Origin of the sequence: Pseudomonas sp. 09C 129, from assembly GCF_002843625.1 — a bacterium.
In the GTDB taxonomy this organism is placed as follows: Bacteria; Pseudomonadota; Gammaproteobacteria; order Pseudomonadales; family Pseudomonadaceae; genus Aquipseudomonas; species Aquipseudomonas chlororaphis.
This window is the reverse complement of the sequence record NZ_CP025261.1, coordinates 5067341-5085185: the sequence shown is the minus strand read 5'-3', so window position 1 is coordinate 5085185 and position 17845 is coordinate 5067341. Positions and strand designations below refer to the sequence as shown.

Below are 17845 nucleotides of genomic sequence, written 5' to 3'. Positions count from 1 at the left end.
GGTTAATTTTCCCGGGCCTTCATCCGTTCCGTAGGGATGACCGAGCCAATGCTCGATACCCCACACGCAAGTACGGATGACCCCCGATGAATGCCGAAGACTCCTTGAAGCTCGCCCGTAGATTCATTGAACTGCCGCTGGAAAAGCGCCGGCTGTTCTTGAAGGCTCTGGACAAGGAAGGCGTCGACTTCTCTCTGCTGCCTATTCCCGCGGGGGTCGCAGTGCCTGACCGCCAGGCGTTGTCCTACGCGCAGCAGCGCATGTGGTTTCTCTGGCAACTGGACCCGCAGAGCGCGGCCTACAACCTGCCCAACGCGGTACGCCTGAGCGGGCCGCTGGATCGGGCGGTGCTGGCCCGGGCCTTCGACTGGCTGCTGGAGCGCCATGAAAGCCTGCGCACGGTGTTCCGCCTGGAGCAGGACGAGCCGCGGCAGGTCATCCTGACGACCCAGGTGAGCATCGATTACCAGGACCTGAGCGACCTTGACCCTGCGCTGCGCGAGGCCAGCGTGCGGCAGCGGGCCGACGCCGAGGCGCGCCGGCCCTTCGATCTGCAGCAGGGACCGCTGTTGCGGGTCTGTGTGCTGGGATTGGGGGAGCAGGAGCACGTCATGATGCTGACCTTGCACCATATCGTCGCCGACGGCTGGTCCATGGGCGTGCTGATCGAGGAGTTCCTGCAAGCCTACGACGCGCTGCTCCAGGGCGCGGCGCCGAGTGCGCCGGCCCTGCCGATCCAGTACCGCGACTACGCCCTGTGGCAGCGCAGCTGGCTGGAGGCGGGGGAGCAGGAGCGGCAGCTGGCGTACTGGCGGGCCAAGCTCGGGGACGAGCATCCGGTGCTCAGGTTGCCCACCGATCATCCGCGCCAGGCCCATTCCAGCCGCCAGGGGCGGCGCCTGGACCTCGAGCTGGCGCCGGATTTGGCCCAGCAACTGGGCGCCCTGGCGCGACAGCAGGGGGTGACCCTGTTCGCCGTACTGCTGGCAGGTTTCAAGCTGCTGCTGGCGCGCTACAGCGGCCAGCAGGATATCCGCGTGGGCGTGCCTATCGCCAACCGCACGCGCCAGGAAGCCGAAGGGCTGATCGGCTTCTTCGTCAACACCCAGGTGCTGCGCAGCGAGTTGAGCCCGCACTTGACGGTGGAGCAACTGCTGGCGGATATCCGCGAGACCACCCTGGGCGCGCAGGCCCATCAGGAGCTGCCTTTCGAGCGGCTGGTGGAGGCCCTGCAACTCGAGCGCAGCCTGAGCCACAGCCCGCTGTTCCAGGTGCTTTACAACCACCAGCCGCAGGTCACCGAGCTGACCACCCTGCGCAGCCGCTCCGGTCTTGAGGTGCAGGCCCTGGCGCGCAACGAGCGCACGGTGCAGTTCGACCTGACCCTGGACACCTTCGAGCGCGGTGGCCGGCTGCAGGCCGCCTTCACCTACGACTGCCAGCTGTTCGAGGAACAGACCGTCGAGCGCATGGCCGGCCACTGGCAGAACCTGCTGTGGGCGATGGTGCGTGAGCCGCGTTCGGCGATCGCCGAGCTGCCGCTGCTCAGCCCCGAGCAACGCCAGGCCACCCTGGCCCAGGGCGTCGGTGCGCATGAGGCGTTCGCCGCCGTTTCGGTGCTCGAGCTGTTCGCCGAGCAGGTGCGCGTACGGCCCGAGGCCCCGGCCCTGGTGTTCGGCGAGCAGTGCCTGAGTTACCGCCAGCTGGATCAGCGCGCCGCGCGCCTGGCCGCGGCCCTGGTACTGCGTGGCGTGGGCCCCGAGGGGCTGGTGGGGATCGCCGTGGAGCGCTCCCTGGAGATGGTGGTGGGCTTGCTGGCGGTGCTCAAGGCCGGCGGTGCCTATGTGCCGCTGGATGCCCAGTACCCCGAGCAACGCTTGCGCTACATGCTGCAAGACAGCGGCGTTACCCTGCTGCTGAGCGAGACCGCGGTGCAGGCGCGGCTGCCGCTGGCGGCCGGGGTCAGCGTGCTGTTGCTGGACCAGCCGGACAGCTGGGCGCCGGCCACCGGCCCGCAGGCGCCACTGCCGCGGGTCGAGGCCGGGCACCTGGCCTATTCGATCTACACCTCCGGTTCCACCGGGGCCGCCAAGGGCGTCACCATCACCCACGCAGCCCTGGCCAACTACGTGCAGGCGATCCTGGCGCGCCTGCCGCTGGGGGCCGCGCGCAACATGGCGGTGGTCTCCACCATTGCCGCCGACCTGGGGCATACCACGCTGTTTGGCGCCCTGTGCTCCGGCAGTTGCCTGCATGTGATCGACCTGGATACCGGCCTGGACGCCGAGGCCTTTTCGGCCTACCTGGACGCCCGGCAAATCGATGTGCTGAAGATCGTCCCTTCGCATTTGCAGGCGCTGATGAGCGGCGCGGAGCCGGCCCGTTCCCTGCCAAGGCAGTGCCTGGTGCTGGGCGGCGAAGCCTGCCCGGCGGCGCTGGTCAGAAAGATCGCGGCGCTGGCGCCGCAGTGCGCGGTGTTCAACCACTACGGCCCGACGGAAACCACGGTCGGCGCCCTGACCCTGGCCGCCGCTGCCGTGGATCAGGCCCTGGCGGTGGTGCCCCTGGGCCAGCCGCTGGCCAACGTTCGCGCCCGGGTGCTGGACGCCTCGTTGCAGCCCGTGGCGCCCGGCACCCCGGCCGAGCTGTACCTGGGGGGCGCCGGCCTGGCGCGGGGCTACCACCGCCGGCCGGCCTTGACCGCCGAGCGTTTCGTTCCCGACCCGTTCAGCGCCGACGGGCAGCGGCTGTACCGCACCGGTGACCTGGCGCGCTACCTCGATGGCGGGGTCATCGATTACCTGGGGCGCATCGACCATCAGGTGAAGATTCGCGGCTACCGCATCGAACTGGGGGAAATCACCGCGGCGCTCAAGCAGTTGCCGCAGGTCGAGGACGCCGTGGCCCAGGTGGTCAGCGTGGCGGATGAGCCGCAAGTGGCGGCTTATGTGGTGCTGGCCGAGGCCTGTGTCCAGGAGCCGGAAGCGGCCTGGCAGGAGATTCGCCGGCAGCTGGCGGTGGCGTTGCCCGACTACATGCTGCCGATGCATTTCGTGGCCCTGGAAGGCATGCCGTTGACCGCCAACGGCAAGCTCGACCTGCGGGCCTTGCCGCCGTTGCAGCAGCAGGCGCCGGTGGCGGTCTACGTTGCCCCGGTCAGCGAGTTGCAGCGGGGTATCGCGGCGATCTGGCAGGACGTGCTCAAGGTCGAGCGGGTGGGCCTGAGCGACAACTTCTTCGCCCTGGGCGGGCATTCGTTGCTGGCCACCCAGATCATTTCCCGGGTCCGCCGGCTGCTGGCGGCGGAGGTGCCGCTGCGGGTGCTGTTCGAGACCGCGCGCCTGGATGAGTTCGTCGAGCAGGTGCAGGCTTGCGCCGGCACGGGGTCGTTGTCGCTGATCGAGGCGCTAGGGCGCGACGAGCCATTGCCGGCTTCCCATGCCCAGCAGCGGCAGTGGCTGTTCTGGCAGATGCATCCCCAGAGCACCGCCTACCACACGCCGATCGTGGTCCGGCTCCAGGGGGTGCTGGACCGGCAGGCGCTGCAGCACAGCTTCGACGCCCTGGCCCGACGCCATGAAGCCTTCCGCACCACCTTTACCCAGCACCAGGACAGCCTGTGCCAGGTGGTGCACCCCCAGGGTGAAATTACCCTGGCCTGGGAACGCCTGGCCCCGGGACTGTCCCGCGAGGCGGTCGAGGCCAGGGCCCTGGAAGAAACCCAGGTGCTGTTCGACCTGGAGCACGGCCCCCTGTGCCGGGCCCGGGTGCTGCAGATCGCCGAGCAGGACTGCCTGCTGGTGGTGACCCTGCACCACATCATTTCCGATGGCGCCTCCATGAGTGTGCTGGCCCGGGAATTCGTCGCCCTCTACCGGGGGGTCATCCAGGGGCAGGCGCCGCGGTTCGATGAACTGAGCGTGCAGTACGCCGACTACGCCAGCTGGCACCGGGCCTGGCTCGAGCAAGGCGAGCAGCAGCGGCAACTGGATTACTGGCGCGAGCAGCTGGGGCTGGAGCACCCGGTGCTGGAACTGCCGGTGGACCATCCGCGCCAGGCCCTGGTGAGCCATCGCCAGGAGCGCCTGGGTTTGCGTCTGCCGCTGGACCTGGAGCAGGGCCTGCGGCGCCTGGCGCGCGAGCATGACATGACCCTGTTCCAGCTGTTCCTCGGCTCGTTCGCCCTGCTGCTGCACCGCTATTGCGATCAGCCCGATATCCGTATCGGCGTGCCGGTCAGCAACCGTCGCCACCAGGAAATGGAAGGCGTGATGGGTTTCTTCGTCAACACCCTGGTGATGCGCGTCGACCTGGCGCCGAACCTTGCGGTGGGGCAGTTGCTGCGCCAGGTCAAGGCCACGGCCCTGGCTGCCCAGGCCCATCAGGACCTGCCGTTCGACCGCCTGGTGGATGCGCTCAAGCCCCAGCGCGCGCTGGACCAGAACCCGCTGTTCCAGGTGATGTACAACCACCTGAGCATTGCCGGGGAAAGCGCCGACGGCGCCAGCCTGCCGGGCCTGCAGGCCGAGGAGATGGTCCTGCAGGGCGGTACCGCGCAATTCGACCTGACCCTGGAAACCCTGGAGACCGACGCCGGGATCAATGCGTCGTTCATCTATGCCGCTGAGTTGTTCGAGGTGTCGACCATCGAGGGTTTCGCCGATCACTGGCGCAACCTGCTGCAAGGCATGCTCGAACCGCAACAGGCGATTGGCGAGCTGCCGATGCTGGGCCGGGAGGAGCAGGGGCGGATTCGCCAGGACTGGGATCACACGCATGCGGTCTATCCGACCCAGCGTTTTGTCCACCAGCTGTTCGCCGACCAGGCGGCCAGGGCGCCGGAGGCGCCGGCGGTGTTGTTCGCCGAACAGCGCCTGAGCTATCGCGAGCTGGACATTCAGGCCAACCAGCTGGCGCACAAGCTGATCGAGCTGGGCGTCGGTCCGGAAGTGCGGGTGGCCATCGCCATGCCGCGTTGCGCGGAAATCATGGTGGCCTTCCTCGCCGTACTCAAGGCCGGTGGGGTCTATGTGCCGCTGGACATTGAATATCCCCAGGACCGCCTGCGCTACATGATGCAGGACAGCGGCGCGTGGCTGCTGTTGACCCAGAGCCATCTGCTGGACCGCCTGCCGATCCCGGACGGTTTGCCGACCCTCAGCGTCGAAGGCGCGGCCGATTTCGCGGCTTACCCGACGACCAGCCCGGAGGTGACCCTGGCCGAGGAAAACCTCGCCTATGTGATCTACACCTCCGGCTCCACCGGCTTGCCCAAGGGCGTGGCGGTGTCCCATGGCCCGCTGGCGATGCACAGCCTGGCCACCGGCGAGCGTTATGAAATGAGCCCGGCGGACTGCGAGCTGCACTTTATGTCCTTCGCTTTCGACGGTTCCCATGAAGGCTGGATGCACCCGCTGATCTACGGCGCCAGCGTATTGATCCGCGACGACAGCCTGTGGTCGCCGGAATACACCTACGAACAGATGCATCGCTACGGTGTCACCGTGGGCGTGTTCCCACCGGTGTACCTGCAACAACTGGCGGTGCACGCCGAACGCGACGGCAATCCGCCGGCGGTGCGGGTCTATTGCTTCGGCGGCGACGCAGTGCCCCAGGCCAGCTACGACCTGGCCTGGCGGGTGCTGCGGCCGAAATACATTTTCAATGGTTATGGCCCAACCGAGACGGTGGTCACTCCGCTGATCTGGAAGGCCAAGGCCGGCGATCCGTGCGATGCGGCCTACGCGCCAATCGGCAATATCGTCGGCAATCGCAGCGCCTACGTGGCCGATGCCAACCTCAATTTGTTGCCGGTTGGCGTGGCGGGCGAGCTGTACCTGGGCGGCCTGGGCGTGGCCCGGGGTTACCTGGATCGGCCAGGGCTGACAGCGGAACGCTTTATTCCCGACCCTTACAGCACCAGCGGGGCGCGGCTGTACCGCAGCGGCGACCTGACCCGCTACCGCACCGACGGTCTGGTGGAATATGTCGGCCGTGTCGACCATCAGGTCAAGGTACGGGGCTTCCGTATCGAACTGGGTGAAATCGAGGCACGGCTGCTGGAACAGGAGCCGGTACTGGAAGTGGCGGTGATCGCCCAGCCCGGGCCGAGCGGCCAGCAACTGGTGGGTTATATCGTGCCGGTGGACGCCGACGTGGCGCACAGTGCCGAACGCCAGGCGCAACTGCGGGAAAGCATCAAGGCGCGCCTGCGGGAGAGCCTGCCGGACTACATGGTGCCGACCTACCTGCTGTTCCTCGAAGCGCTGCCGCTGACACCGAACGGCAAGCTGGATCGCAAGTCGCTGCCGAAAGTCGATGCGCAGTTGATGCAGCAGACCTATGTGGCGCCGCAAAACGACCTGGAGCAACAGATCGCGGCGATCTGGGCCGATGTGCTGAAGCTGGAACAGGTGGGCGTCACCGACAACTTCTTCGAGCTGGGCGGCGACTCGATCATCTCGATCCAGGTGGTCAGCCGCGCCCGTCAGGCCGGTATCCGTTTCACCCCGAAAGACCTGTTCCAGCACCAGACGGTGCAAGGACTGGCCACGGTGGCGGAGCAGGGCGAGGGCGGCTTGCAGATCGACCAGGGCCCGGTGCGTGGCAGCACGGCGCTGCTGCCGATCCAGCAGTGGTTCTTCGACACCCCGGTGCCGGAGCGTCAGCACTGGAACCAGTCGGTGCTGCTCAAGCCGCTGAAAGCCCTGGGTGCCAAGGCGCTGGAGCATGCCTTGCACGCCTTGCTCGAACACCACGACGGCCTGCGCCTGAATTTTGTCGAAGCGGGCGCAGCCTGGAGCGCGACTTATGCGCCGTCGGCGCCGGTGACTTCGGCGCCGTTGGCCGCGATGCAAGCCGATGCGCTGCTGTGGCTGGTGGACGACGCCACTGAGGATTCACTGCAAACGCTGTGCGACGCGGCGCAACGCAGCCTCAATCTGCAACAGGGGCCTTTGCTGCGCGCCGTGCTCTTCACTTTGCAGGACGGCAGCCAGCGTCTGCTGCTGGCGATCCATCACCTGGTGGTGGACGGCGTGTCCTGGCGGGTGCTGCTGGAAGACCTGCATCGGGCCCTGGTGCAGCAAGCGGCCGGGCAAGCCATCCGGCTGCCGGCCAAGACCAGCTCGACCCAGGCCTGGGCCGGGCAGTTGCAAGCCTATGCCAGCAGCACGGCGCTGCAGCAGGAGCTGGGTTACTGGCAGGCGCAGTTGCAGGGCGTCGAGTCGGGCCTGCCCTGCGACCGGGTAACGGACCGGGTGGCGATCAAGGATGCCCTGAGCGTCAGCACCGAGCTGGATCAGGCCTACACCCAGCGCCTGCTGCAGGATGCCCCGGCGGCCTACCGCACCCAGATCAACGACCTGTTGCTGACGGCATTGGCGCGGGTCATCACCCGCTGGACCGGCGAGGCCAACGCCCTGGTGCAACTGGAAGGCCATGGCCGCGAAGAGCTGTTCGACAGCATCGACCTGAGCCGCACTGTGGGTTGGTTCACCAGTGTGTTCCCGGTCAAGCTGACACCGCAGGCGGCCCTGGCCGACTCGATCAAGCAGATCAAGGAACAACTGCGCGCGGTGCCGAACAAAGGCATCGGCTTCGGCGCCCTGCGTTACCTGGGGGATGCCAATGCCCAGGCAACCCTCGCGGCCCTGGCGGTGCCGCGCATCACCTTCAACTACCTGGGCCAGTTCGACGCCAGCTTCGACGAGCCGGATGCCTGGTTTGCCCCAAGCGCCGAAGCCAAGGGCCAAGACCAGAGTGCCGAGGCGCCGCTGGGCAACTGGCTGAGCATCAATGGCCAGGTCTATGGCGGTCAGTTGAAGCTGGGCTGGAGCTTCAGCCAGACAATGTTCGAGCGCTCGACCATCCAGCGCCTGGCGGATGACTATGCCGAGGAACTCAAGGCGCTGATCGAGCATTGCAGCCAGCCGCAGCACCGTGGCGTGACACCGTCGGACTTCCCGCTGGCGGGCCTGAGCCAGCAGCAACTGGATCGCCTGCCGCTGTCCCTGGCCCAGGTCGAGGACCTCTACCCGCTGTCGCCGATGCAGCAGGGCATGCTGTTCCATACCCTGTACGAGCAGCAGGGCGGCGATTACATCAACCAGCTGCGGGTGGATGTGGACGGGCTCGATCCCGAGCGCTTCCAGCAGGCTTGGCAAGAGGCCATCGACCGTCACGATATCCTGCGCAGCGGTTTCCTCTGGCAGGGCGAGTTGCCGGCGCCGATCCAGGTGGTGCACAAGCGCATCGCCCTGGATTGTGTCGAGCATGACTGGCGTGCCGTGGCATCGGCGGCCGAGGACCTGGACGCCCTGGCCGAGCAGGAGCGCCAGCGCGGTTTCGACCTGGCGGCGGCGCCGTTGCTGCGCCTGGCCCTGGTACGGATCGACGACCAGCGTTATCACCTGATCTACACCAACCATCACATCCTCATGGACGGCTGGAGCAACTCGCGGCTGTTGGGCGAAGTGCTGCAACGTTACTCGGGGCAGTCGGCGGGGGCGGCGCCAGGCCGCTATCGCGACTACATCGCCTGGTTGCAGCGCCAGGATGCCCAGGTCGGCGAGGCCTTCTGGAAAGAGCAACTGGCGGCCCTGGACGAGCCGACCCGCCTGGCCCAGGCCATCCACCGCAGCGGGCCGAGCACCCTGGACAAAGGCCATGGGGCTTACCAGCAGCAGTTGGATGAGCAGCAGACCCAGCGCTTGAGCGAGTTCGCCCGCCAGCAGAAGGTCACGGTCAACACCCTGGTGCAAGCTGCCTGGCTGTTGTTGCTGCAACGCTACACCGGGCAGGACACGGTGGTGTTCGGCGCCACGGTGTCCGGGCGTCCCGCGGAACTCAAAGGCGTGGAGCAGCAGATCGGCCTGTTTATCAACACCCTGCCGGTGGTGGCCTCGCCGCGTCCGGACATGGCCGCCAGCGCCTGGCTGCAGCTGGTGCAGGAACGCAACCTGGCCCTGCGCGATTTCGAGCACACGCCGTTGTATGACGTGCAGCGTTGGGCCGGCCTGGGGGGCGAAGCCCTGTTCGACAACATCCTGGTGTTCGAGAACTACCCGGTGTCCGAAGCCCTGGCCCAAGGCGCTCCGGCGCAGTTGAGCTTCGGCGTGGCGGCCAACCACGAGCAGACCAACTACCCGTTGACCCTGTCGGTCTACCTGGGGCAGACCCTGGCCTTCGACTACAGCTATGCCCGCGAGCATTTTGCCCAGGCGGACATCCAGCAACTGGCCGGCTACCTGGAGCAACTGCTCATGGGCATGCTGGCGAGCCCGCAGGGCCGCCTCGGCGAGCTGTCGTTGCGTGGCGCCACCGAGCGCCGGCTGATCGACGAGCAGCGCGGCCGGACCCCGGCGCGGGACCTGGCGCCGCAGTCTGTCCATCAGTTGATCGAGGCCCAGGCCCAGCGTACCCCGGATGCCGTGGCACTGCTGTGTGATGGCCAGCAACTGAGCTACGGCCAGTTCAACCAGCGGGCCAACCAACTGGCCCACAAGCTGATCGAGCAGGGCATCGGTCCGGATGTCCGGGTCGGTATCGCCGTGGAGCGCGGGCTGGACATGATTGTCGTCCTGCTGGCGGTGCTCAAGGCCGGTGGCGCCTACGTGCCGCTGGACCCGGAATACCCCCAGGACCGCCTGCACTACATGATGCAGGACAGCGGCATCCAGCTCTTGCTGACCCAGGCGCCACTGCTTGAACGCTTGAAGGACGGCGTAGCGGTGCCGCACCTGTGCCTGGACTCGCATGAGCACAGCCTGCGCGGCTACCCCCTGGACAATCCGCGCTCGCGGGCCGAGGCCGGCAACCTGGCGTACGTGATGTACACCTCCGGTTCCACCGGGCGGCCCAAGGGCGTGGATATCAGCCACGCTGCCTTGAGCCGGCACGCCCAGGTTTCCCGGGATTATTTCAAGATGACCGCCGAGGACCGCGGGCTGCAGTTCTCCACCTTCAACTTCGACGCCTTCGTCGAGCAGCTGTACCCGGCGCTGATCTGCGGCGCCTCGGTGGTGATCCGTGGCAAGGACCTGTGGGACAGCGAGACCTTCTACCGTGAGCTGATCGGGCAGGGCATCAGCATCGTCGACTTGAGCACCGCCTACTGGTTCATGCTCGGCAAGGATTACGCCAGCCGCGAACCCCGGGACTTCGGGCGCCTGCGCCAGCTCAACCTGGGCGGCGAAGCCATGGCCGCGGAAGGGGTGGCCGCCTGGAAAAAGGCCGGGTTGAAGGACGTTTGCCTGCTCAATACCTACGGGCCCACCGAGGCCACGGTGAGTGTCACCGCCCATGACTGCAGCCGCTACCTGCGGGACGACGCAACCCTGCCGAGCCAGATCCCTCTGGGCAAGGGCCTGCCGGGCCGTTCCATCTACCTGCTGGACAACAGCGGCAACCTGACCCTCAAGGGCGCCACCGGCGAGCTGATGATCGGCGGCGAGCTGCTGGCCCGGGGTTACCACGATCGCCCAGGTCTCACGGCGGAGCGTTTCATCCCCGACCCGTTCAGCCAGGACGGCGGGCGCCTGTATCGCTCCGGTGACCTGGCGCGCTACGACGCCGAGGGCGTGATCGATTACGCCGGGCGTATCGACCATCAGGTGAAGATCCGCGGTTTCCGGATCGAGATGGGCGAGATCGAAGCGCGCCTGCTGGAACAGCCCCAGGTGCGTGAAGCCGTGGTGCTGGCCCAGGAGGCGGCCGGTGGTCCGCAGTTGGTGGCCTATCTGGTCGCCGCCGAGGGCGTGTTGGCGCAGTGCTCGGAACAAAACAGCCAGGACGACCAGGCCCGGTTGCGCGACGAGTTGAAAGCGGCGCTCAAGGCCGTGCTGCCGGACTACATGCTGCCGGCGCACCTGCTGTTCCTGGAAACGCTGCCGCTGAGCCCCAACGGCAAGCTGGACCGCAAGGCCCTGCCCAAGGCCGACGCCAGCCTGTTGCAGCAGGCCTATGTCGCGCCGCAGAGCGAGCTGGAACAACAGGTCGCGGCGATCTGGGCCGAGGTGCTCGAAGTCGAGCGAGTGGGCATGAACGATAACTTCTTTGAATCAGGTGGGCATTCCTTGTTGGTAACCGCGATGGTCTCTCGAGTCCAGCTCAAGCTTGGGCGTCAAGTCAGTGTGCAGATGGCGTTCGAATTTCCAACCCTGGGGCTGTTCGTCAGCCAGTTGCAGCAGGCCCCGGGCCAGGCGCAGGGCGCCGACCTGAGTGCGCTGGCGCTGTTGCTCGACGAAATGGAGGCCGTGTAATGGATAACGCCACCGCGCTGAAGATTGTCAAAGGCTTCATCCTGCTGCCGCTGGAGAAGCGCAAGGTCTACCTGCAGAAGATGCTGGAGCAGGGCATTTCCCCGGCCAACCTGCCGATTCCGCAGGTGCGCCTGGGCCATGCGCGCCTGCCGCTTTCCTATGCCCAGCAACGCCAGTGGTTTCTCTGGCAACTGGCGCCGGACAGCGCCGCCTATCACATCCCCAAGGCCCTGCGCTTGCGTGGCCGGCTGGACGTGGAGGCCTTGCAGCGCAGCTTCGACACACTGATTGCCCGCCATGAAAGCCTGCGCACGCATTTCGTCGAGGACGCCGACGCGGCGGTGCAAGTGGTGCTGCCCGAGGTGCGCCTGGAAATCGCCCGCCAGTCGTTGCCGGCCATGGCCGATGAACGCGAGATCGACACCGCGGTGCAGGGCTTCGTGCAAGCCCAGACCCGGCAGCTGTTCGATCTGTTGCAAGGGCCTCTGCTCAGGGTCGGCCTGTTGCGAATGGCCGAGGACGACCATGTGCTGGTCCTGACCCAGCACCATATCGTTTCCGATGGCTGGTCGATGCAGGTCATGGTGGATGAGCTGATGAGCCTCTACATCGGCTACAGCCAGGGGCAACAGCCCCAGCTGCCGCCGCTGCCGATCCACTACGCCGACTACGCCATCTGGCAGCGCAACTGGATGGAAGCCGGTGAGAAGGAGCGGCAACTGGCCTACTGGACGGTGCAGCTGGGGGGCGAGCAGCCCCTGCTGGAGCTGCCGCTGGACCGTCCGCGTCCGGCCGTCCAGAGCCATCGCGGCGCGCGCCTGGAGCTGATCCTGGAGCAGCCGTTGAGTGAAGCCCTGGGCAGCCTGGCCCAGCGTGAAGGGGTGACCTTGTTCATGCTGTTGCTGGCCTCGTTCCAGGTTCTGCTGCACCGCTACAGCGGCCAGGCCGATATCCGCGTCGGCGTGCCCATCGCCAACCGCAACCGGGTCGAGACCGAGCGCCTGATCGGCTTCTTCGTCAATACCCAGGTGCTCAAGGCCGAGATCGACGGGCAGATGTCCGTAAGCCAGCTGTTGCAGCAGGTGCGGCAAACCGCCCTGGCGGCCCAGGCGCACCAGGACCTGCCTTTCGAGCAATTGGTGGAGGCGCTGCAACCGGAGCGCAGCCTGAGCCACAACCCGCTGTTCCAGGTGATGTTCAACCATCAGATCGAGGCCGCGGCTCCAACCGGCGCCCTCAGCCTGCCGGGCCTGAGCATCGAAGCCCTGGACTCGGCGGGGCAGTCGGCGCAGTTCGACCTGACCCTGGACACCGTCGAGACCCAGGGCCGGATCGCCGCCGCGCTGATCTATGCGACCGACGTATTCGATGCCGCGACCATCGAGCAGATGGCCGGCCACTGGCGCCAGTTGCTGCAGGGCATGGTCCGCCAGCCAGAGCAGCGCATTGGCCTGTTGCCGATGCTCGATGCCGGGGAGCAGGCGCGGATCGTGGCCCAGTGGAATCCGCAGGCGCAGGCATTCCCCTCGACGGCCTGCGTGCACCAGCTGATTGAGGCGCAGGCGCCCGAGGCCATCGCCCTGACGTTCCAGGGGCAGCACCTGGACTACCGGCAGCTCAATGAACGGGCCAACCGCCTGGCGCACAAACTCATCGAGCAGGGCGTGGGGCCCAATGTGCTGGTGGGGCTGGCGGCGGAGCGTGGCCTGGAGATGCTGATCGGCCTGCTGGCGATCCTCAAGGCCGGCGGTGCCTATGTGCCGCTGGACCCGGCCTATCCCCAGGACCGTCTGCAACACATGATGCAGGACAGCGGCATCAGGCTGCTGCTGACCCAGGCGTCTCTGCGGCAGGTGCTGCCGGCGTTTGCCGGCAGCACCCTGTTGCTCGAGCAGCCACTTGCGGACTACGGGGTGCACAACCCCGAGGTCGGGGTGACCCCGCAGGACCTGGCCTATGTGATCTATACCTCCGGCTCTACCGGCAAGCCCAAGGGCACCTTGCAGACCCATCACAATGTGCTGCGGCTGTTCGCGGCGACCGCCGACTGGTTCCGCTTCGGCCCGCGGGATGTCTGGAGCCTGTTCCATTCCTATGCTTTCGACTTCTCCGTATGGGAGATCTTTGGCGCCCTGATGCATGGCGGGCGCCTGTTGATCGTGCCCCAGGAGGTGGCGCGTTCGGCCCAGGACTTTTACCCGCTGCTCTGCGCCGAAGGGGTCACGGTGCTCAACCAGACGCCGTCGGCCTTCCGCCAGTTGATGCACGTAGCCTGCGCCGCCGAGCAGGGGCATGCGCTGCGCTACATCGTGTTCGGCGGCGAGGCCCTGGAGGTCAATACCCTGCAACCCTGGTTCCAGCGTTTCGGCGACCGCCAGCCGCAGCTGGTGAACATGTACGGCATCACCGAAACCACGGTGCACGTGACCTACCGCCCACTGTCCCGGGCGGACGTGACGCTGGCGGGGGCCAGCCCGATCGGCGAGCTGATCCCCGACATGTCCTGGTACCTGCTGGACGGCAATCTGCAACCGGTGCCCAAGGGCTGCATCGGTGAGCTGTATGTCGGGCGCGCGGGGCTGGCCTGGGGCTACTTGAACCGCGGCGACCTGAGCGCCGCGCGGTTTGTCCCGGACCCCTTCGGCGAACCTGGCGCGCGCCTGTACCGTACCGGCGACCTGGCGCGTTACCAGGCCGATGGTTCGATCGGCTACATCGGCCGCATCGACCATCAGGTGAAGATCCGCGGTTTCCGCATCGAACTGGGCGAGATCGAAGCACGCCTGCTGGAACTGCCCGCGGTGCGCGAGGCGGTGGTCCTGGCCCAGAAGGGGCCGGACGGTCCGCAACTGGTGGCCTATGTGGTGCCCACCGGCCTGGACTGGCACAGCCAGGACCCGGTTGCCGAGCAACTGCCACTGCGCGACGGCATCAAGGCCGGGCTGCGCGAGCACCTGCCGGGCTACATGGTTCCGGCCCATGTGCTGTTCCTCCAGGCGCTGCCCCTGACCGCCAACGGCAAGCTCAATCGCGCTGCCTTGCCGGCCATTGACGGCAGCCTGTTACAGCAGGTCCATGTGGCCCCGCGCAGCGAGCGCGAACAGCAAGTGGCCGGGATCTGGGCCCAGGTGCTGAAACTGGAAAAGGTCGGCTTGAGCGATAACTTCTTCGAGCTCGGTGGCCATTCGCTGCTGGCCACTCAGGTGATGTCCCGCATCCGTCAGGAGCTGGGCATCGAGGCACCGCTCAAGCTGTTGTTCGAAGGCGAGTCGCTGGAAGATTTCGTCCGCCTGCTGGGGCCGGAAACTGCCCAGCCCCTCCAGCCGATTCCCCTGGTGGATCGCCAGCAGCCCCTGGCGGTCTCCTATGCCCAGGAACGCCAGTGGTTCCTCTGGCAACTGGATGCCGACAGCAGCGCCTACCACATCCCCATGGCCTTGCGCCTGCGCGGTGCCCTGGATGACGCGGCGTTGCAGAGCAGCTTCGATGCCCTGATCGCTCGCCATGAAACCCTGCGCACGCGCTTTGTCGAGGGCCCCCAGGGCCTGACTCAGGTGATCGAGGCCCAGGCCCGCTTGCGGATCGAGCGACAGGACCTGTCCCTGCTGGTGCAAGCCGGCAACGCCGAGCAATTGATCGAGCAGGTGATCGAGACCCAGGTACGCCAGGCCTTCGACCTGCGCCAGGGGCCTTTGCTGCGCGCCACACTGGTACGCCTGGCGGCGGACGAGCATGTGCTGGTGCTGGTGCAGCACCATATCGTCTCCGATGGCTGGTCGATGCAACTGATGGTCGAGGAGCTGATCCAGCTGTATGGCGCCCATGCCCAGGGGCAGCCGGCACAGCTGCCGGCGCTGGCGCTGCAGTACGCGGACTACGCGGCCTGGCAACGGCAATGGATGGACGCCGGCGAGCGTGAACGTCAATTGGGCTACTGGCTGCGGCAACTGGAAGGCGGCACCCAGGTGCTGGACCTGCCGCTGGACCATCCTCGCCCCTTGCAGCAAAGCCACCGCGGCGCGCGCCTGGGCATCAGCCTGGACGGCGCGTTGCCGGGCGCCTTGAAACAACTGGCGCAGCGCGAAGGGGTGACCCTGTTCATGCTGTTGCTGGCCTCGTTCCAGGTGCTGCTGCACCGCTACAGCGGCCAGGCGGATATCCGCGTTGGTGTGCCCACCGCCAACCGCAACCGGGTCGAGACCGAGCGCCTGATCGGCTTCTTCGTCAACACCCAGGTGCTCAAGGCCGAGGTCGACGGGCAATCGAGCTTCAGCGACTTCCTTGGTCAGGTCAAAGGCCGTGCCCTGGAAGCCCAGGAGCACCAGGACCTGCCTTTCGAGCAATTGGTGGAGGCCCTGAACCCGGAACGCAGCCTGAGCTACAGCCCGCTGTTCCAGGTGCTGTTCAACCACCAGGCCGCCGCCCGTCAGGGCGCCCGGGGCCTGGAGGTGCCCGGCTTGCAGGTGGAGATGCTCAGTGGCGAGGAGAGCAGCACCCAGTTCGACCTGAGCCTGGATACCTTCGAGTCCGACGATGGCCTCTGGGCGTCCATGACCTACGCCACCGACCTGTTCGAACCTTCGACTATCGAGCGCCTGGCCCAATCCTGGGTGCAGTTGCTGCAGGGCATTGTCCAGCAGCCGCGCCAGCGCCTGGGGGACCTGCCGCTGCTGGGCGCTGCCGAGCAGAACCAGCTGCTGCACGAGTGGACCCCGGCGTCTGTCAAGTTCCCGGGCGATCACTGTGTGCATCAGTGGGTCGAGGCCCAGGCGCGGAAAACCCCCGAGGCCGAAGCCCTGCTGTTTGCCGGGCAAAGCCTGAGCTACCGGGAACTCAATGCCCGGGCCAACCGCCTGGCGTACAAGCTGATCGAGCTGGGTGTGGGGCCCGAGGTCCGGGTCGGAGTGGCCATGCAGCGCACCCCGGAAATGGTCGTGGCCCTGTTGGCGGTGCTCAAGGCCGGTGGCGCCTATGTGCCCCTGGACCCGGATTATCCACAGGACCGCCTGGCCCATATGCTGCGTGACAGCCAGGCGCAGATTCTGCTGACCGAGAGCGCACTGTTGTCGCTGCTACCGGCTGTCGAGTCCCTGCAAACCCTGCAACTGGATGCGCAACCGGGTTGGCTGGACGCTTATTCACTAGAAAACCCGGCGCCGCGAGCGACCGCGGACAACCTGGCCTATGTGATCTACACCTCCGGTTCCACCGGTTTGCCCAAGGGCGTGGCGATTGCCCATCGCAACGTGCTGGCGCTGATCGACTGGTCGAATCGGGTGTACAGCGCCGACGACCTGCAAGGGGTGCTGGCCTCGACCTCGATCTGCTTCGACCTGTCGGTGTGGGAGCTGTTCGTGACCCTGGCCAGCGGTGGCTCCATCGTCCTGGCGCGTAACGCCCTGGAGCTGCCGGAACTGGCCGATCGTGACCGGGTACGGCTGATCAACACCGTGCCTTCGGCGATTGCCGCGCTGCAGCGCAGCGGGCAGATTCCGCCCAGCGTGCGGATCATCAACCTGGCGGGCGAGCCGCTGAAACAGGCGCTGGTGGATAGCCTCTACCAGCAGCCTGGGCTGGTGCATGTCTACGACCTGTACGGTCCTTCGGAAGACACCACCTACTCGACCTACACCCGGCGCGAGGCCGGCGGCCAGGCCAATATCGGCCGGGCCATCAGCAATACCCAGAGCTATATCGTGAGCCCTGATTTGCAGCCGGTGCCGGTGGGCAGTGCTGGCGAGTTGTACCTGGCCGGCGCCGGGGTGACTCGCGGCTACCTGGCGCGCCCCGGGCTGACCGCCGAGAAGTTCGTGCCCAATCCGTTCTCCAGCGACGGTGGCCGCCTGTACCGCACCGGTGACCTGACCCGTTACCGCGCCGATGGGGTGATCGAGTACATCGGCCGCATCGACCATCAGGTGAAGGTCCGTGGTTTCCGTATCGAGCTGGGTGAAATCGAAGCGCGGCTGGTGCAGCAAGCCGCGGTGCGCGAAGCCTTCGTCCTGGCCCAGGACGGCGATAACGGCCAGCAACTGGTGGCCTATATCGTGCCGAGCGAAACCACCGCGGCCGTCGAGGCCCAGGCCGCGCTCCGGGAAAGCATCAAGGCTGCCCTGAAAGAGCATTTGCCGGACTACATGGTGCCGACCTATCTGCTGTTCCTCGAAGCGCTGCCGCTGACGCCGAACGGCAAGCTCGACCGCAAGGCCCTGCCCAAGGTCGACGCGCAGTTGATGCAGCAGGTGTATGTGGCGCCGCAGAGCGAGCTGGAGCAGCAGGTCGCGGCGATCTGGGCCGATGTATTGAAACTGGACCGGGTGGGCCTGAGCGACAACTTCTTCGAATTGGGCGGCCATTCCTTGCTGGTGGCCCAGGTCGTGACCCGGGTCAAGCAGCAGTTCGGGGTGGATATTCCCATCAAATCGCTGTTCGGCGCGGAGAGCCTGTCGGCCTTTGTCGAGAAGGTTCAGGCCCTGCGGGAAACAACCTCTTCGCTGCAGGATGAATTGGCTAAATCTTTGGAGGCCCTCAAACGTTTATCTCCTGATGATCTTGAAAAAATAATTTCTTAGGAGAGGTAGTAC

The 17845-nt window shown here is 66.6% G+C and carries 2 protein-coding genes; both read left to right on the top strand.

The window, feature by feature from the left end; genetic code table 11:
- The first annotated feature begins 86 nt into the window (after positions 1–86).
- Entirely contained in the window at positions 87–11261 is an 11175-nt protein-coding gene (locus CXQ81_RS22535) for a non-ribosomal peptide synthetase (RefSeq protein WP_101338607.1), read from the top strand.
- On the top strand, positions 11261–17833 hold the full coding sequence (locus CXQ81_RS22530) for a non-ribosomal peptide synthetase (protein WP_101338606.1): 6573 nt from the start codon (positions 11261–11263) through the stop codon (positions 17831–17833). The genes CXQ81_RS22535 and CXQ81_RS22530 overlap by 1 nt, the downstream gene beginning before the upstream one ends.
- The last annotated feature ends 12 nt before the right edge of the window (positions 17834–17845 follow it).